The sequence below is a fragment of the Pseudotabrizicola sediminis genome (assembly GCF_004745575.1).
Lineage (GTDB): Bacteria > Pseudomonadota > Alphaproteobacteria > Rhodobacterales > Rhodobacteraceae > Pseudotabrizicola > Pseudotabrizicola sediminis.
In genome coordinates, this window is the sequence record NZ_RPEM01000017.1 from 1 (window position 1) to 18174 (window position 18174).

The 18174-nt window shown below is 62.5% G+C and carries 16 protein-coding genes and 1 pseudogene; 9 read left to right on the forward strand and 8 right to left on the reverse strand.

Translation table 11 applies throughout. The features are described from left to right. Positions 1-117: 117 nt before the first annotated feature. Positions 118-1560: a UdgX family uracil-DNA binding protein gene (locus EEB11_RS17485; protein WP_135433595.1), complete on the reverse strand. Its 1443-nt coding sequence runs from the start codon at positions 1558-1560 to the stop codon at positions 118-120. Then, a complete protein-coding gene (locus EEB11_RS17490; protein ID WP_135433597.1) occupies positions 1560-2789 on the reverse strand; it encodes a putative DNA modification/repair radical SAM protein in 1230 nt (409 codons plus the stop codon). Before EEB11_RS17490 ends, EEB11_RS17485 begins: the two co-directional genes overlap by 1 nt. Positions 2790-3025: 236 nt before the next feature. On the opposite strand from EEB11_RS17490, the gene EEB11_RS17495 reads away from it, so the two are divergent. Continuing rightward, entirely contained in the window at positions 3026-3298 is a 273-nt protein-coding gene (locus EEB11_RS17495) for a DUF3775 domain-containing protein (RefSeq protein ID WP_245298978.1), read from the forward strand. Here the strand turns inward: EEB11_RS17495 and EEB11_RS17500 are convergent. The 3 genes from EEB11_RS17500 to EEB11_RS17510 are packed head-to-tail and all read right to left on the reverse strand — an operon-like array spanning position 3213 to position 6625. Then, on the reverse strand, positions 3213-4475 hold the full coding sequence (locus tag EEB11_RS17500) for an ABC transporter permease (protein WP_135433601.1): 1263 nt from the start codon (positions 4473-4475) through the stop codon (positions 3213-3215). The two genes, EEB11_RS17495 and EEB11_RS17500, sit on opposite strands and share 86 nt — an antisense overlap. Next, positions 4472-5614: an ABC transporter permease gene (locus EEB11_RS17505; protein WP_167852795.1), complete on the reverse strand. Its 1143-nt coding sequence runs from the start codon at positions 5612-5614 to the stop codon at positions 4472-4474. The genes EEB11_RS17500 and EEB11_RS17505 overlap by 4 nt, the downstream gene beginning before the upstream one ends. Positions 5615-5632: 18 nt before the next feature. Further along, positions 5633-6625, reverse strand: coding sequence for an HlyD family secretion protein (locus EEB11_RS17510; RefSeq protein ID WP_210134455.1), 993 nt, complete (start codon positions 6623-6625; stop codon positions 5633-5635). Between the two features lie 10 nt (positions 6626-6635). On the opposite strand from EEB11_RS17510, the pseudogene EEB11_RS20260 reads away from it, so the two are divergent. The 4 genes and pseudogenes from EEB11_RS20260 to EEB11_RS17530 form a co-directional block, all read left to right on the forward strand. Next, positions 6636-6815: pseudogene (locus EEB11_RS20260) on the forward strand (transposase); the annotation flags it as partial. A gap of 43 nt (positions 6816-6858) precedes the next feature. Continuing rightward, complete coding sequence (locus EEB11_RS17520; protein ID WP_245298979.1) at positions 6859-7647, forward strand: glutaredoxin; 789 nt, start codon at positions 6859-6861, stop codon at positions 7645-7647. A 337-nt stretch (positions 7648-7984) separates the two neighbouring features. Next, positions 7985-8791: a TlpA disulfide reductase family protein gene (locus EEB11_RS17525; protein ID WP_135433606.1), complete on the forward strand. Its 807-nt coding sequence runs from the start codon at positions 7985-7987 to the stop codon at positions 8789-8791. A gap of 25 nt (positions 8792-8816) precedes the next feature. Then, positions 8817-9422, forward strand: a complete 606-nt coding sequence (locus EEB11_RS17530; RefSeq protein ID WP_135433608.1) for a thioredoxin domain-containing protein — start codon at positions 8817-8819, stop codon at positions 9420-9422. A 431-nt stretch (positions 9423-9853) separates the two neighbouring features. Here the strand turns inward: EEB11_RS17530 and EEB11_RS17535 are convergent, their stop codons facing one another. Continuing rightward, on the reverse strand, positions 9854-11326 hold the full coding sequence (locus EEB11_RS17535; RefSeq protein ID WP_135433610.1) for a bifunctional metallophosphatase/5'-nucleotidase: 1473 nt from the start codon (positions 11324-11326) through the stop codon (positions 9854-9856). Between the two features lie 246 nt (positions 11327-11572). On the opposite strand from EEB11_RS17535, the gene EEB11_RS17540 reads away from it, so the two are divergent. From EEB11_RS17540 to EEB11_RS17550, 3 genes are all read left to right on the forward strand, one after another. Continuing rightward, complete coding sequence (locus EEB11_RS17540; protein ID WP_135433612.1) at positions 11573-12286, forward strand: HAD-IC family P-type ATPase; 714 nt, start codon at positions 11573-11575, stop codon at positions 12284-12286. Between the two features lie 343 nt (positions 12287-12629). Next, positions 12630-13172: a L,D-transpeptidase gene (locus tag EEB11_RS17545; protein ID WP_135433614.1), complete on the forward strand. Its 543-nt coding sequence runs from the start codon at positions 12630-12632 to the stop codon at positions 13170-13172. Positions 13173-13183: 11 nt separating this feature from the next. Continuing rightward, positions 13184-13768: a L,D-transpeptidase gene (locus EEB11_RS17550; RefSeq protein WP_135433616.1), complete on the forward strand. Its 585-nt coding sequence runs from the start codon at positions 13184-13186 to the stop codon at positions 13766-13768. Positions 13769-13935: 167 nt separating this feature from the next. Here EEB11_RS17550 and EEB11_RS17555 read toward each other — a convergent pair whose 3' ends face one another. Continuing rightward, entirely contained in the window at positions 13936-15330 is a 1395-nt protein-coding gene (locus EEB11_RS17555) for a sensor histidine kinase (protein WP_135433618.1), read from the reverse strand. Beyond that, on the reverse strand, positions 15327-16001 hold the full coding sequence (locus EEB11_RS17560) for a response regulator (RefSeq protein WP_135433620.1): 675 nt from the start codon (positions 15999-16001) through the stop codon (positions 15327-15329). The genes EEB11_RS17555 and EEB11_RS17560 overlap by 4 nt, the downstream gene beginning before the upstream one ends. A gap of 127 nt (positions 16002-16128) precedes the next feature. Here EEB11_RS17560 and dsbD point away from each other — a divergent pair, with 127 nt between their 5' ends. Beyond that, on the forward strand, positions 16129-17940 hold the full coding sequence (gene dsbD / locus EEB11_RS17565) for a protein-disulfide reductase DsbD (protein WP_245298980.1): 1812 nt from the start codon (positions 16129-16131) through the stop codon (positions 17938-17940). Positions 17941-18174: the final 234 nt, after the last annotated feature.

The following is an 18174-nucleotide window of genomic DNA, read 5'->3' on the forward strand; positions in this document are numbered from 1 at the left end:
TCGCGCCCCTTGTTGCCGAGTTTTCACACAGTCTCCGCCCTTCGGGCTGCTTGACCGAGTGACGACCGTTGTCGAAGCAAACCCAGTAAGCTGCGCATTCCGAGTTCAAATTACAGTCTACGATGATCGTGACTTTCCTTCCTTCATCATTTCCACGACTTTCAGCAAATCCTTGCGAAACCTGTTCCGTTCCTCCTCCTGCTGATGGGGATCAGGTTGGCGAAGAATCCACAACGGATGCAAGGTGATGAACAGCGGCGTGCCATCCGTCAACTCCTCAACGGTACCGCGCCGGGTCAAAAGTCCCTTGCCTGTTCCGGTCAGGCTGGCCACTGCCGTCGCCCCCATCGCCAGGATCAGCCGTGGCCGGATCGCAGCGCGTTCAAGGTCGAGCCACCAGCGGCACGCAGTGACTTCGCCAGCATCGGGGCGCTGGTGGATGCGATGCTTGCCGCGCGGCTGGTATTTGAAATGCTTGACGGCATTGGTCACGTAAGCGGCAGCGCGGTCCAGCCCCGCCGCCTGCGCCTCGGCCTCGAACAACTGGCCCGCCGGTCCGGTGAAGGGGATGCCGGTCAGATCCTCGGTATCTCCGGGCTGTTCGCCGACGATCATCAGCGGCGCATCTTGCGGACCCGTGCCGAACACCACCTGCGTCGCGGGGCCGTGTAGCGGGCAGCGGGTGCAATGCCCCGCCTCTGCGCGCAGTGCCGCGAGTCCCCCGGTTGGTGCGGCCGGCAGAGACCGCTGCACCATCGCCTTGGCCTGAATCAGCAGGCGCGGGCTGGCCTTGGTCGGCTCTGCCGTCTGCATCGCTACCGTCCGCGCGCCGGCAGTGCGGATCAGGCCGGGGATCAGGTCGGCCTCGGGCAGGTTCTTCCAGTATTTGCGCGGCATTTCCGAGGTCATCGCATCGACCATCAGACGCGCGGGGTTGAAGATGTTGGCATAGTAGGTGCGCCATAGCCCTTCGGTAGCATCGTCAGGTAGGACAGTGCCGGGTGCCGTTGGGTCATGCCGCAACACGCCGTTCACGAAGCTGGCGGTGATCTGCGGCGTCAATATGGCCCAGTCCATATCGCCGAACCGGCGGGCGAAGAACGGTGTCGCGGCCTCGACCACCGGGTGATCAGGCTCGAACCACGCCATGAAGGCGCGGCGGCCTTCGCCTTCGACTTCGCGGAACCGGACGAAGGCGTGCATCTTGTGGATGGCGCGGCGCACCGTCTTGGCCTGCTCAAGGAGCCTCAGCATCGCTGGGTCCGCGCGGTCGCCCCAGCGTACCTGCCCGGAGGTCAGCCGTTGTAGCAGGGCAAAGGCGCGGGCAAAGCGTTCCGGATCGGCATGGCAGAGCGCGGTCTCGATCTCGTCGATCGCGTCCTTTGGCAGGGTCAGCGCAGGGGACTTCGTCAAGGTCGGCACGGGGATGGTCGCAAAGAGGTCGGGCGTGGTATCGCCGACCTGCCAGACCACGTCGGCCACACCCGCTCCCAAAAGTTCCCGCGCGGCCTTGCGCCACGCCGCCACGGTTCCGATCACCGGCAGGGTCATATGGTACATCAGAACAGCGACAGTTGAACCGGAGCGGGGGCAAACCGGGCGCGCAAGGTCGCCGCATCGGTCATCCCGCGCGGGGACCAGCCGGGGGCGCTGATGAAGGCCTTGGCGGTTTTCAGTACCGCGCCCATCGCCTTCAGATGATCATAGCGCACCGCCCCATGCTGCCTTGCATCCAGAATGCGGCCCACCGTCTTGGTGCCGAACCCCGGCACCCGTAGCAGCATCTCGCGTGGGGCGCGATTCACGTCCACCGGAAAGGCCGCGCGATGCGCCAGCGCCCAAGCGAGTTTGGGGTCGATCTCGAGATCGAGCATGCCGGATGCGCCCGCAATTTCGTCCACCTCGAAGCCATAGAACCGAAGAAGCCAGTCGGCCTGATAAAGGCGGTGTTCGCGCAGCAGCGGCGGGCTTTTCAGGGGCAGCAGCGCCGAAGAATCCGGGATCGGCGAGAACGCCGAATAGTAGACCCGCGACAGGCCATATCCTGCGTAAAGCTGCGCCGCCTGCGTCAGGATAGTTCCGTCGTTCGCCGCATCGGCACCAACGATCATCTGTGTCGATTGTCCGGCCGGGGCAAAGAGGGCCTTGCGCTTACCGGTATGGGTCGTCTCGCGCGAGGCTTCCCGCCGCTGGCGCAACGATGCCATGGTTTTGCGGATACCGGTCGCAGATTTCTCGGGCGCGAGCCGCGCCAGCCCTTCGACAGTCGGAAGTTCCACGTTGATCGACAGCCGGTCGGCCCAACGACCGGCCTCGTCGAGCAGCTCCGGGCTGGCGTCGGGGATCGTCTTGAGGTGGATGTAGCCGCGAAAATTCTCGACCTCGCGAAGGGTGCGGGCGATGCGGACCATGTCGGCCATCGTCTCGTCAGGGGACCGGATAATGCCCGACGACAGAAACAATCCCTCAATGTAATTACGGCGGTAGAATTCGATGGTTAGACGGACCACCTCATCGACCGTGAAGCGCGCGCGCTCAATCTGGCTCGAGACCCGGTTGACGCAATAGACACAGTCGTAGATGCAGAAGTTCGTCATCAGGATTTTCAGCAAACTGATGCAACGACCATCGGGCGCATAGGCGTGACAAATTCCGCTGCCACCTGACGAACCAAGCCCCGATCCATCGCGGGAACTCCGCCGTTCTCCGCCCGATGAGGCACAAGAGGCGTCGTATTTGGCCGCATCAGAGAGGATCGCCAGCTTTTGGTCTAGGCTGAGTTTTGACATATGTTCTACATATGTTCCTCTGGCTTGGCCTGCAACCCCTACGACCTCTGCGCAGCGGAAACTGACAGAGAGGCTCCGGCTGACGCATTACGTCGTGAACACAAAAATTGGTGGAGTTGGCGTGAAGCGCTGTTCCAGGAAAGCATTGGACTTTTTCAGTGCTGACGTGATCTTCGCAATGCTGTGTCCTGACGAAATCGGAGAAGTTGTGCGGGGGCAATCCGACGGATGACGAGGTGGCCGAAACGCTGCAGGAAACCGAGGGTGATCTGAGCCGTGACGAAATCACTCAGGAGATCGAAAGCATGAACGACGAACAGAAGGATGCGCTGGTCGCATTGTTCTGGATCGGGCGCGGCGATGCGGAACCTGCGGAATGGGAGGCGACAAAGGCACTCGCCCGGCAGCAGCATGACGGGCTGGTCAGCCGCTATCTGCTTGGTCAGCCCGAGGTGGGCGAGTTTCTGACCGAAGGTCTGGAAAGGATGCTGGAGTTTGGCGTGGACTGACACTCTGCGCGCCTCGGGTTGCCGGTGTGCCTGTGGCCTGCGGATCGCCTGGTCCGGCTGAGGGTCTGGCTCGGAAGGTTTCGACAAGCACGGCAACAAGGCCGAACCCCGCCGTCAGGGCCCAGAGGTGCCATAAGTTCATCGCGACATCCGGTAGCCGAGCGCCCATCTGGCTGACGCGGACCAATCCGTCGATCGCGGGCGTCGAAGGCACTATCTGCGCCAAGGCGTTCAGCACGGGGGGAATGGCTTCGACCGGCCAGGCAAAGCCTGACAGAAAGAAGAACGGCAACCCCAGCGCAAGCAGGACGATCTGAACCACCGCGTCTGATCTGAACACCGCGGCCACACATTGGGCCAGCAAACCGGCCGCCAGAACAAAGGGCAACCCGATGGCAAGGACATCGCCCACGTGGCCTAGGTTGGGCAGGCCATAGACGGCGGGCAGCACGATCAGATAGATCGGCAGCAGTACCGCATAGATCGCGACCCATGCGGCCATGCGGCCCAGAACCAGCCACACCGGATGATCCATGCCGTGCCTGCGGCGCGTGGTGGTCAGGGCCAGCCCCATCAGGATGGTCTGTTGCAGGATCAGAACGAAAGCCGCAGGCAAGACATAGGTGGCATATCCCGCAGCGGGATTGAACAGGGGCACCTCGACCTGCGTGGCCGGGGTGACCTGCGCCCGCGCCACCCCAAGCGCCGCGCCAGAGGCCATCAGCCGCCCCGCCTCGACTTCGGCGCCCATCTGGCGGATCGGCACGGCAGCGCCTTGCATGACACGCTGATACATCAGGAAATAGCTGGCATCGGCATAAATCGCCACAGGGCTTTGGCGACCGCGCAGCAGGTCTCGTTCAAAGCCCGCGGGGATCAGCAGCACGCCATAGGCGGCGCGGTCCTGCACGAGGCGGGTCGCCTGCGCCATGTCTGGCGCATCCCCGCTGATCGCGATCGCCTCGGACGCATCGACACGGCGGGCCAGGTCGGCCGACGTGGGCGTGCGGTCAAGGTCCACCAGCACCACCGGAACATCCCGCAGCACCTCCGCCCGGTAGGGCAGTGGATAGATCAGGGCATAAATCACCAGTGACACCAGCAGGATCGACCTCACCTGGCTGTCCCCTAACAAGGCCCGCAGTTCCTCCCGCGCGGCGCGCCAGATCGACTTCATGGCGCGACCTCTTTCGTGCGGTGCAACCGAGCCAGTTGCGTCAGCACCAGAACTGCGAGCCCAAGCGTGATCAGGGCCAGCCACAACACTGGCCATATCGAAATCTCGACTGGCGTCGCGCGCAAGGATTGGTCGATACGCAGTTGCACATACCATGTGCCGGGGATCAACGCGCCCCAGGCTTGGGCCACCGGCGACATCGCCTCGCGCGGAAAGCCAAGACCCATATAGCCGAAAGCCGGGGCGGTGATCACGGCGATGATGCTTGCTGCCGTGCCGATGTTGCGGGTGGTCACAAAAGCCAGCGTGCCGATCAGTTGCGCGGCCAGCACGAACAGCACCGCCCCCGCCGCCATCAACGGCAGCGATCCGCGCAACGGCACATCCAGCCATCCATAAAGCGCCACATCCGACAATCCGAGGATCAGCAGGAAAAGTACCGAATAGGGCAGGATCTTGCCCAACATCGCTGGCAGCAATCCGCCGGCCAGCCGTACCAGTTGGCGCGGATCACGACCGGGGCCAAAATCCAGCGAAATGGCGTAGGCCGTCCCCGACGCCGCCAATATCTGCAAGACCGTCGGCACCAGCGCCGCAAGAAGGAAATGCACATAGTCAAAAGCCGGGTTGAAAAGGGCATGGGCCTGCAACGGTATCGGTTTCAGGGCCGACTGCGCCTGCGCGGGCGACTGGCCCTTGTCTTGCCGCACCGACAGGCGCAGACCGGCCAGAGCCGTATCAATTGCCCCCCGCGCCCCCCGCGCGACCATAGACCCCGCGCTCATGTGCTGGTTGTCGTAAAAGGTCACGATCTCGGGCTGATTGCCGCGCATTGCGTCACGCTCCAGCCCCTGAGGCAGCCAGACTGCCCCGCGCACCGCGCCCGACACGATCAGCGCGCGCGCCTCGGACAGGCTCAGCGCCTGATGCGTAACCTGCACTTCGGGCGCTGCATCCAGCATCCGGGTGATGCCGCGCGACAGGTCGGACCGGTCCAGATCAACCACGGCCACCGCCATGCCGCTGGGAATACCGGCACGAAAGATACCGGTCAGCAGCGCAATCATCAGCACCGGCAACAGCACCACCAGCCCCAGCAGGACAGGGTTCCGCAGCAGCAGGGCAAATTCGCGCGCCATGAGCCGGCCCATCCCTGCCTACTCCCCCAGTGTGATCAGCGCTGACATGCCAGGGCGCAGGCCGGGCAAAGGGGCGGTGCTGCGGGCGCGCACCTCGAAACTGCGCAGGTCGAAATCGCCAGTGGCACGGGTGGCCCGCCAGCTGGCAAACTGGCCCTGCACATTGATCAGGGTGATCTGCGCCTCGACTTCCACCTCAAGTGCGGGCACCCGCACCGACAGAAGGCCGCCAACCTTCAGGCCTGCAAGCAGATCCTCGCGCAGGTTGAAAGTGAACCACGCGCTGTCCAGATCAACGATCGTGAACAGCGGCGTGCCGGGGCCGATGTTCTCGCCGGGTTCAATCAACCGAGCGGAAATTTCGCCAGCCATCGGGGCGGTGACGGTCAATTCATCCAGATCTGCTTGCCGTTGCGCCAGCGTCGCCCCGGCCTGCGCAACCTGGGCTGCGGCCACTGCCCGGTCTTCAGGGGACGCACCGGCGCGGGCCAGATCAAGCTGTGCCTGTGCCGCCTCGACGCGGCGGGTGGCGGTTTCAACGTTGCGCAACGACTGGTCGAGCAGGGCTTGTGGGCGCAGACCCTGTTCCGACAGTTCGGTGTCACGGGCGATCTGCTCTTGCGACAGCCTCAAGTCGGCATGCGCCAAGGCCAGGTCCGCCTCGCGCACCCGGATCAATTCCGGTCGGGTCGCGCCTGCCGCCGCCTCGGACGCGCGCGCTACCTCCAGCCCCGATGCTGCGGCGGCATGCGCGGTGACAAGCTGCGGATTGGACAGGGTGACCAGAACCAATCCCGCCTCGACCGTGTCGCCCAGATCGGCCGTCACGTCGGCGATCCTGCCGGAAGTGCGGGCCGACACATCGACGCGCGGAGCCGCCACCTCACCCTGGATCAGCAGCGGTCCGGGGCGTGTTACCCACCAAACTGCGCCCGCAACCGCCAATGCCAATACGGCAAGCAGCACAAAGGGCACTACAGCCTTCGGCGCGGGAGACTCTGGCTCGGTCACAACATCACCTCCATTCCTTTTGCATGATGCAAATGCCCGCAGCAACGCCTATAGGAGAACCCCTTGCGCAACAACCTTGGGCGTCACGCGGGACGGCGTGCGGGAGGTGCTGGGCCTGTGGATTGTAGAGAATGAAGGCGCCAAGTTCTGGCTGTCGGTGCTGAGTGAGCTGAACGACGAACTGATCGACCTTTTTGACAAATCACGTCGTTGAGCGGCACACGGAGATGCCCATGACCAGCATGACGACCAACCACGCAGACGTCCACACCAGCACCACCAGCCGCGCCGTGATCTACCGCATGCTGATGACCGAGCATATCTGCCCCTCTGGACAGAAGGCGCTCGATCTATTGAAGCGCCGGGGGTTCGAGGTGGAAGACCATCTTCTGCGTTCGTGCGAAGAAACCGACGCCTTCAAGGCCAAGCATGCGGTTCAGACCACGCCGCAAGTTTGGATCGGGGGCGAGCGGGTCGGCGGCCACGATGCCCCGCGTCGGCATCTCAGTCTTGCGGTCCATGACCGGCAGGCGCTGACCTACAAGCCGGTGATCGCGATCCCGGCGATGGCCGCAACTCTGGCATTGGTCGTCGCCTGGAGCATGATGGGCGGGGCGAGGGCGCTCTTGTCCATCCACACGCTCCAGCTCTTCCTCGGCTTTGCCACGGCGCTCCTCGCGCTGCAAAAGCTGCGGGATGTCGAAACCTTCAGCAGCGGCTTTCTTGGCTATGACCTGCTTGCGCAGAAATGGCCGCGCTACGCCTATGTCTATCCCTGGGCAGAGGCGTTGGTTGGCCTGCTGATGATCGCGGGCACCCTGATCTGGTTGATGGTCCCGATCGCCCTGTTCATCGGCAGTATCGGCGCAGTTTCGGTGTTCAAGGCCGTCTACATTGATGAGCGCGAACTCAAGTGTGCCTGCGTCGGCGGCAACTCGAACGTGCCCCTTGGGTTTGTGTCGCTGACCGAAAATCTGGTGATGATCGGCATGGCCGTCTGGATGCTTCTCTGGGCAATGTAACGCCGGAGGATCGACATCGATCACACCCATCAAGGTGTTCTCCCGGGGGCACCATTTTTTCTTGCGCTGCACCTTACGGCAACGGACTGCGCCTTCGAGTCTGCGACCCTCGACCTTGCCCGTTCGTGGTTGGATGCGAGAGCCGATCCACCCGAACTTCCTGCAATCGCGCATAAGTTGTGGAATGGTGCCCGCTCGAATTGGACCAGTGCAGGCCGCAAAGCTGTCGTCTGCCGCCTTGTAATCCTAAGGTTCGCTTAAGGAGACTGGACCAAAGGGGCACCATGAGCCTGATGATACGTCCTTCTTATCCCCGTTGTGGCGCGATGGTGTCGCCATGATCGGAGTCAATCTCGGGCCCTTTGTCTTTGGAGCCGACCGCGTTGTTGCCATCGCGGCCGCCTTTGCCTTTCTGGCCTGCCTTGGCTTCTGGGGCTGGTGGACGCGGCGCAACGACAACCCATTCGACGTGCCGGGTTATGCGGTCTTGGTCGGGTGGATGCTGGCGGCTCGGGTCGGTTTCGTGCTGATGCACCGCGATATCTTCGCTGACCATCCGTTGGATATCCTTGCGGTCTGGCAGGGCGGCTTTTCCCCTGTTGCCGGGCTGGTGGGTGCGGCGGGTGTGATCTGCTGGGTGGGCCTGCGCGCCCTGCGGACCATCCTGCCGCTGGCCACCGCTGCCGCGTTTTCCGCCGCGACTGCGACTCTGGTGCCCGCGCTGCTCCCGCCGCCCGGTGCCGACAGCCTGCCGAATATGACATTTCAAATGGCCGACGGGACGCCCGTATCGCTGGCCGATGGCGACCCCCGTCCGCTGGTCGTGAACCTTTGGGCCACATGGTGCCCGCCTTGTCGGCGCGAGCTGCCGATGATGATGCACGTTGCGGCGGCCAATCCGGATGCCCGGATCATATTTGCCAATCAGGGTGAGGCACTTTCAGACGTGCGGCACTTCTTGGATCTTGTCGGGCTGCCGCAGACCGGCATCCTGATGGATCACGGCAGCGACCTGATGCGCCATTTCGAGGCACCAGGCCTGCCGACCACTCTGTTTTTTGATGCCAAGGGCAATTTGACCGACGCCGTCACCGGCGAAGTGTCGCGTGCCGCTCTTGTCGCCGGCATCGCCAACGCCCGCTGATATCCAACCTGACAAAGGAACCCCCATGCCATTGACCAGACGCACCATGATCGCTTTCGGGACCGCAAGTCTCTTGCTCCCACACATCGCCAAAGCCCAAGACCGGCAACTGACACCGGACGCGGTATTCTACGACCCCGATGCACCCGTGTTGGGCAATCTGGAAGGCGATGTGAGCATTGCCGAATACTTCGACTACCAATGCCCCTACTGCAAGGCGGGACACCCGGACCTCATGGACGTGGTCACAACCGACGGCAATGTGCGTCTGGTGTTGAAAGACTGGCCGATCCTCAGCGCCGCTTCGATCTATGCCAGCCAACTTGGACTGGGCGCGGTTGATCTTGGAGTTTACGACGCGGTCAATCACGCCCTCATGCAGACCACCGGGCGGCTTAGCGAGGACGTGGTTGATACCGCTGTCGCAACCGTCGTCGAGCCGGAAGCTGCACTGCAGGCATATCGAGACAACCGATCGACCTGGGATGCACTGCTGAAACGCAATCAACAGCAGGCCGCAGCCTTCGGGTTCGGGGGCACACCCGCCTTTGTGATCGGCACGACGATCTATGCGGGCGGACTTGACCGCCAAGCGTTGGAAAATGCGATCGCCGCCGCACGCAAAGCCTGAAGTCTTCGGAATTAACGTTCATGGCTGCTGGAAACGAAAGGACTTACGAAGTATCGAGGGCAGGCAATGTATCTTCGTGCTGCCAGTCCCTTATCCAACTGTCCTTTCACACTTCATCGGGGGATACGTGTCGACGACGAAAAGCGCTGCGACGAACGGGGTGCCCGACTGCGGCATCCTCTGACATCATTCTGTGACCGCTGGGCGGGCAGGCGGGGAGTCAGGCCAAGACAAACCTCTCCGATTTTCGTGTTGCCGACCAACGGCCGACAGTCCCGAGCATGGCCCGGTAGATGACACCCAGACGTGCAGGAAGCAGCCTGCGTTCCGGGGGGCTGAGGTTTTACTAGGGTCATCCGTCATCCAGCAACGCCCGCTCGGGACCGGCGCCACCATAACCTGCCTTAAGAATCACTCTGACGACGGCGTGCCTAGACGATGCGCACCCGGCCAAGACCGGGTTGCACCGCATTTGCAGGATCGGAGAACCACGCCTGCAAGGCCGCAATGGCGCTGATCTCCAGATCGCGTCGCTGGCTGCCCATGCTGGCAGGAATGCCCTGCGCGGTTATGAAGGCCACGGGATAGATCGCTGCGGGGTCGATGCGCCCGTTCCGGGTAAAGACCTGCTCGATCCGGTTTCCCTTGGGGTTTTCCAGCTTCGCATTCACCGTCAAGCCGCGAAACCGCTTCACGAACCCGCCTCGCTGACCGAACGGATCGGCGCTGAAGGTGCTTTCCAGATTGGCCTCCAGCATGGAGATGATTTCGGCCCCCATCAGATCGACAGTCGAAACCGGCGGATTTGTTGGGACGATGTTCCAAAGGTCATTCAAGGTGACGGGACCGGCCGGAATGGGCGCGCCGTAGCGCCACCCGTTCGAAAAGGCGATTTCCGTGCCTGCTGCGAGCGCGGTGGCTGCCAGCAGGGCGTCATCCATGGGCGCGTCAAGCGACGTGGCCCGATGCAACGCAACTTCAGTCCGGCCCACGATCTGTGCCTGAAGCGGGCGCGTGCTGGCCATCGCGGCCTCGACCAGTTCTTGCATCGTGGGATCGGGGGCGATGCTGTCGTCTACGGGGATCAGACGGTGGCGAAAACCGGCAACCCTGCCGCCCTCAACCTGCAGATCAAGCCGGCCGACATATGACCCGTGGCACCCAGACTGAATCAGCAATGCCCCGTTCACCTGCGCCGGAACCTCGACCCGATTGTGGGTATGCCCGCTAAGGATGACGTCAATGCCGTCAACCATGCCTGCAAGGGCAACATCCTGCGGGTAGCCAAGGTGCGACAGCACCACCACCAGATCCGCCCCATCGGCCCGCAGACGCGCCGCCTCTGCGCGGGTTTCTTCGATGCCATCGGTAAATCGCATGCCCTCTGCGAAGCTTGGCGGCATCGTCTTGTCGAGGATGGTTGCGGCGATGCCGATCACCCCGACTTTCAGGCCACCGGCCATGCACATCAGGGTGGCCGGGAAGGGTCGGCTGCCATCGGAAATAGCTGTGCAGTTCGCAGCCAGAAACGGATGGTGCAGCGCGGCCGCCAGATCCTGCACATGCGCGGGTCCCCATGCGAAATCCCAGTGTCCGGTCATGGCCGCCAACCCAAGCCCGTTTATTGTTGGCAACAGCCCCTCTCCCTCGGTCGTTACTGCGGCGTAAGTCCCGTGAAAGGTGTCGCCGTTGTCGAAGGCCAGAACGGCCCCGCCTTCCGCCCGCACCGTATCGAACAGGGTCTTTATCCGGGCAAATCCGCCCAACAGCGGAAACTCCGGCCCATCCTGCGACCAGACCAGTTCGGGATGCGGTTCCAGATAGCCGTGGGTATCATTGATCTGTAGCAGAGTCAGGCGGTGGTCGTCCTTCGACCCGGCGGTGGACTTTGGATCAGTCTGCATTTGGACAAGACCTTGCTGGCCCGGGATTATTTGACGCCGCACGGAAACAACCACGTTCAGGGCTCCGAACCACTCAGGGAACGCGGTCCGGGCTATCAGAGTTCCCCGTGGTATTGCGAACGGTGGGAACAAACCGCTGCGACCTTAAGCCTGCCTTAAGCCGTTCAGCGGAACCAACGCACCAAATGCCGTGTTGCACGCTGGCAAGGGCAACCGCGATTCAACCTCTGATTGGAAAACTCCTTAATGCCCGTCACGCTTGGTCTTCTATTGACGCTCAGGGTCAGCGTGGGCACCGCATGTGTGTCGGTCGGTGACATGACATGGCTTGATGTGCATCGCGATGACCAACTGGTCGGTCGCATCGCACTGCAGGACGTTCCGAAACCGGGGGCGAAAGAGACGATAAGGGCTTGGCGTCGCCTTGGCGTGGCCACCGTGATGGCGACCGGCGACAGCAGCGAGCCTGCCATAGCCTTTGGCAAGATGCTCGGCTTCGATCCCGACACCATCCACTCCGGTCTGACCCCTCAGGACAAGGTTCGTCTAGTCGAAGCCAGTCCCCGCCCCGTCATGTTCGTCGGCGACGGTGTGAACGACGGACCCGCGCTGGCCGCCTCGGACTGCGGGGTATCGGTGGCCGAGGCGCACGCGGCCGCAGCGCAGACGGCCGATCTGGTAGTCGTGTGGGGGGGACTAGAGATGCTTCTCGCCGCCCGGACATTGGCACGGCGGACCATCGCCATAGGCCAGCAGAACATCGCGCTCGCGCTTGTATACAACGCCCTTGCGGTTCCGGCGGCGCTCTTGGGTGTTCTGACACCGACAGGTGCCACGATCGCCATGCTGCTGAGTTCGATGTCAGTCAGTGCCAATACGCTGCGGTTAAGATCTTCCGACACAATCTCATCAGCAGAATTTCAGCGAATAGAACCTGGGACAGGGCTTCATCGGAATTGATCTCGCCGCAGCAGAACACGGTTACTTTCGGATCAACCGCGCGAGTCCTGGCCTGACGTGCATTCATTGGTCACCGATTCACGCAAGCTGGGCGCAGGACCCATTGATTGGGTTGAGGCCGTCTGTTCTCCGTCATCGTTCATGCGCACCAGGCCCCAAGCTGACGGCCAAACGGAAATCTGGCGTCTTGTTGTTTTTTTCGCGCAGAACCAACCCGGGCAAACGTTCAGTTTACCCTGCGATTTGAGCCCTGTGACCCTTCCCTCCCGCGAAACCTGATGTCTTCAGACTGGGTTAAGGTTTGCGGCGGAAGAAAGTGCAGAACAACTGAAAGAAGCTATCCATGACCCACACATATCATCGTCGGACACTGCTTGTTGGCGGAGCCGCTGCTCTGACAGCGCTTGCTACACCGAGCCTGGCGCAGCAGGTCCGCAACATCGGCGCCTTTCGCACCCACGCCTGGCAAGACCATTTCGAGAGCTTGCGCGTCGGCGCCATCGTTGCCGATACAGAGTCAAGGGCGCTCCACTTCTGGAACGCCGATGTCAGCGATTACCGCGTCTACCCGACCTCTGTTCCAATAAGCGAAGAGTTGACCCGCCGCGGCTACACCGAAATCGTGCGGAAGCGGGTTGGCCCGGACTGGACGCCAACCCAGTCGCAACGTGAGCGCTTTGGATGGGAATATATTCCGGCGGGTCCGGAAAGCCCGATGGGTACGCATGCCATGTATCTCACCTGGCCTGCCTATGCGGTCCACGGCACACACGACTCCCGCAAGATCGGCAGACCTTCGTCCGACGGCTGTATCGGACTCTATATTGAAAAGATCGCCGAACTTTTCGCGTTGTGCCCTGTCGGTGTCCAAGTGCGTATCATTTGAAGGCAAACAGCATGAACCGCAGAACATTCATCGCAGGCAGCGCCGCTGCGGGACTGGCCCATCCCTTGGCGGCGCAGATCCCTCAACCACCAATGGCCCCGCATACCGTCAATCTGACCAACGAATACCCTGTCGGCCAGATCCACGTCGCTCCTGACAGTTTCCAGCTCTTTTGGACGCTGGGTGGCGGACAGGCACGGGTCTATCAGATCCGCATTGGCCGTGATGACCTTTATGAGCAGGGCGAGTTCTATGTGGGGGCAAAGAAGGAATGGCCCGCGTGGACCCCGACCCCCGGTATGATCGAACGCGAGCCAGAGCGATATGCCCGGTATGCCGATGGTGGTATGGAAGGCGGGCCAGGCAATCCCATGGGTGCCCGAGCGCTATATCTGTTTCAGGAAGGCCGTGGCGACACCTTTCTGCGCATCCATGGAACAGATGATCCCGCCAGCATCGGGCAGGCTGTTTCCAACGGTTGCGCAGGTCTGACAAATGAACACATCGTCGATCTCTATGAACTGGTGCCGCTCGGCACACCCGTGTTCCTGCACTCCAAGACACGGTCCGACGCGTTCCAGCCGGCCGCACGCTGATCTCGGGTTTTTGTCGGTCATCTCTTTACGCCCGATGCCGCACAATGCTCTGACTGACTGGACCCTTAAGGTCCTGAACTGCCATGAGGCCGAACTGAAGGACGGCACTGCCGACGCCGGCCAATCGGCTCTGATCGTTATGATATCGAGCCGCCCTGCCGGAGCCGTCAGATGGTCCGCAGGGCCGCATGCGGGAGTGTCACTGTCGCTGTCTCTCCGCCACCCGGACGCGGCGTGAGGGTCAGGACTCCACCGATGCGGTCCAGGGCAGTCTTGACAATGGAAAGGCCCAGCCCGCTGCCCTCCAAACCGCCGACTGCGCCCCGGTAAAATCGGTCTGTAACCCGATTCCGGTCCACTGCGGCAATTCCCGGGCCCCGGTCGCTAACCGTGCAGCACCAGTCCACCCCTGTCTGGTGCCACGACACTTCAACCTCGCCCCCGTCAGGGGATGCCTGAATTGCGTTCTCCATCAAATTGCGTAGCGCGGCCGCGACAAGGAACTGCGGAGCATGAATCCCCGGTGTGTCGTCCGGTCCGTCGAGAACGATGCTGACGTTCCGACCGCGCGCCAGTGCGGCCAGGTTATCGGCAACCTCTGCCAGGATGTCATGCAGAGCTGCCGTTTCAACCTCGTCGTTAAGGTCTTGCGGAACGGAATCTACCGACGCCATGTCGAGAAGCTGCCGCACCATCCGGTCGGTGCGGTCTACCCCCCGTATCAGACGCGTCAAGGCGTCCTGACGCGTGGCCGCATCCGGGGCCATCGCGGCAATCTGTGCTTGCGTCTTCAGCCCCGCCAGCGGTGTCTTGAGTTCGTGCGCGGCAAAGGCCGTAAAATTGCGCTCATGCTCGCGCGCTTCCGACAGACGGCGGAACAGGTCGTTCAAGGCGATGGACACGGGCCGGATCTCGCGCGGCACCGGGGTCGCGGGCAGGGGCGACAGGTCCGTCGCCGGACGTCCGCCCAACGCCCGCGCCATTTGGTCCAGCGGCACCAGTCCACGCCCGACGCTGGCCCAGATCAGCCCTGCCAGCAGTGGCAAGATCACGGCAGCGGGAAGCAGAAGACCGGCGATCACACCGTTCACCAGCCGGTTGCGCACCTCCATGCTGTCGCCAACCATCACGCGCACGCCAAGGTCATGATTGACCACCGAATAGACCCGCCATTCCACACCGTCCACGATGTTCTGGCTGAACCCATCTGTCTCTTGCGCCAACGGGCGCGCGGGCGCGTGACCGGACTGCCCGACCAGCGTGCCATCAAGCGACCAAATCTGGCATGACAACTGGTGCGAATACCCGTCAGCCGTGTCAAAGGTCTCGGGTTGGGCCAACGCAGCCGCCTGCGCCACATCAACGCGCCGATCCGAAATCAACGACGACACCATGCGCGCCGCCTCGGACAGCCGCGCGTCCAGCACCCGTTCGACCTCGGCGCGGGTGGAGTGGTTGATCCAGACAACGGCCGACAGCAAGAGCGCGCTGGTTGCCGCCAACAGGATCAGGAACAGCCGCGTCCGGAGCGAGATCGGATTCTTGATCTGCGCGCGCCTCATGCGTCCGCCCCGGCTGGGCGCGCCAGGCGGTAGCCGGCCCCGCGCACGGTTTCGATGAAGGCTGCCCCCAGTTTGGTGCGCAGGTTGTGAACATGCACCTCGACCGTGTTGCTTTCGACATCCTCCTGCCATCCGTAAAGCCGCTCTTCCAGCGTGGACTTTCCGATGATCGTGCCGGGCCGTTCCATAAGTGCGCGCAGGATGGTGAACTCGCGTCTTGAGAACCTCAGATTGCGTCCGTCGCGCGTGCCTTCCATGGCCGCAGGGTCCAGATCCAGACCGTTCCAGATCATGTGGCCTGCGGCCCGTCCCTCACTACGTCGCAGGATTGCCCGCAACCGCGCGGCCAGTTCGGGCAGATCGAAGGGTTTGCCGAGATAGTCGTCGGCCCCCGCATCCAACCCGGTCACCCGGTCATGGCTACGGTCGCGGGCCGTCAGCAGCAGCACTGGCAAGATCGATCCCGCAGCGCGCAGGCGCGCCAGCACGTCGAGGCCAGACCCGTCCGGCAACATCAGATCCAGAACCATGCCGTCAAAACCGCCGGTTTCCAACGCGGCATCCGCGTCCGCGCGGGTTGCCACGCTGTCACAGGTGAATCCTGCCAACCGCAGACCGACAGCCAACCCTTCGCGCAACATCTCGTCATCCTCGACTATCAAAAGCCGCATTGTGAACTCCTATTGGCCGTTCGGGGCTGTTTGCTTTCTCTGCCTTAAGTCTGACTTAAGGATGCTGCAAGAATTGGCTCCCATGACAAATCATTCAGCACATTCACTCCGCACCCGGATGGGTCATTTGCTTCAACTGGCCCTGACGCTTTTCCTGGGTCTGACGCTAGCCGTGATCGCGATGCCGCTTCAGGCCCAGCCGCAAGGCTTCGCCGCTTTTGATACCCAGACCTCGGCGCGTTCCACTCCCTTGCCGCAGGAAAAGGCTTTCGTTCCCACCGTCCTGCGCAATGAGGACGGTGAGATGACCATAACCTGGCAGATCGCCCAAGGCTATTATCTGTATCGGGCTTACACGACAGCGGAGGCGGCAGATGGCACACCGGTTCCGCTGGACATGCCGCAGGGTATCATCAAAGACGACCCGACTTTTGGCGCCTCCGAAGTGTATTATACTTGGCTCAGTGTCCGGGTTCCGCCCGGCACTGGACCATTCGACCTGACCTGGCAAGGTTGCCAGGAAGACGGGTTGTGCTATCCACCGGTCACCCGTGCAATTTCTGGAGACGGGGACTTCATCGACGGTCCCCTGCTCGCTGACACGGACACCGCGCCGCGCTCGAACGGGATGATCCTTGCAGATCAGGGGGACGGCATGGTGGCCGAAATGGCTACACGTGGCGGCCCGGCGCTGGTGCTGGTGAGCTTTCTCGGCCTTGGCCTTTTGCTGGCCTTCACGCCTTGTGTGTTTCCGATGTTCCCAATCCTTGCAGGGATGCTGGCCCGGCAGGGCGAATCCCTGACACCCGCACGCGGTGCGATGCTGTCGGGCACCTATGTTATCGCGATGGCCGCAGCCTTCGGTCTGCTGGGGATGGTTGCGGCATGGTCCGGACAGAACCTGCAAATCGCGCTCCAATCGCCGCTGGCGCTGGGGATTGTGGCGGGCATCTTCGTGCTGCTGGCCCTGTCGATGTTCGGCCTGTTCAACATCCAACTGCCTGCTGCCATGACCGAACGCTTGTCGCGGATGGGCACCAGCCAGCGCGGATCGGTTGGCGGCGCGGCCTTGCTGGGCTTCAGCTCTGCCCTGATCGTCGGGCCATGCGTGACAGCGCCGCTGGCGGGTGGATTGCTTTATATCGCGCAGACCGGGGACGTGGCACTGGGGGCCGGTGCGCTGTTTGCCCTGGGCCTGGGTCAGGGGATACCCCTGTTTGTCGCAGGCACCTTCGGTGCGCGCGTGCTGCCACGCGCCGGGGCCTGGATGGACGGGGCAAAGCGCATCTTTGGCTTCGTCTTTCTGGGCATGGCGATCTGGCTCGGTGCCCGACTGGTTCCGGGACCGGTGGAACTGGTGCTGTGGGCGGTGCTGCTGATTGCTGTAGCGGTTTTTCTTGGTGCGACAGACCGCAGAACCCTCGTATCCCCAGCACAGGAGCGGATGGGAAAGGGGCTGGGCCGCACCCTTGGCCTGTCCGCCCTTCTCGGTGGTGTGGTCCTCGCTGTCGGTGCCGCTATGGGTAACGATGATCCTCTGCGGCCACTGGCCGGATTTCGGGCCGGTGAGGTCGCCATGACAGATCGCATAGTCACCGCAGAGGTGACCAGCACGACGCAACTTGCTGCAGTTCTGTCGCAGGTTACAGGATCGGCAGTGGTCTATGTGACTGCGGAGTGGTGTGTGACCTGTCGGACAATTGACCGGCAGGTGCTGCCCGACACGGGCGTGCAGGCGGCGCTGGACGGGCTGACGCTGATCAAGGTCGATGTCACTGATACCGGACCAGAGAGCCAGGCTGTGCTTGCTGATCTGGGGGCGGTAGGGCCGCCAACAATGATCTTTCTGGACGCGTCACGGTCCGAGGTCGCCGAAACCCGCCTCATCGGAAAGGTGACGGTCGAGACGCTTACGCAATCGGCGCGGGCCCTGCAATAACTATGGGTGACCTACTCCCTGCCAATCGCGTGCAAATTCCACTGTTTTTGAACTGCCATTTATGGCCAAGTGTTTTCGTCCGAGAGGACTGGCCGCAAGTTCAGGCTCTAACAGTCTACTGTACGTGTGCAGAATTCTTCGCAGGTGTGGCATCATCGGCGTGAATGGCAGTAAGGAGCCCGTTTATTCCTTTCCTCGCGAGGCGGCTAATCCTCGATCTTGCCCGTTGCCTCG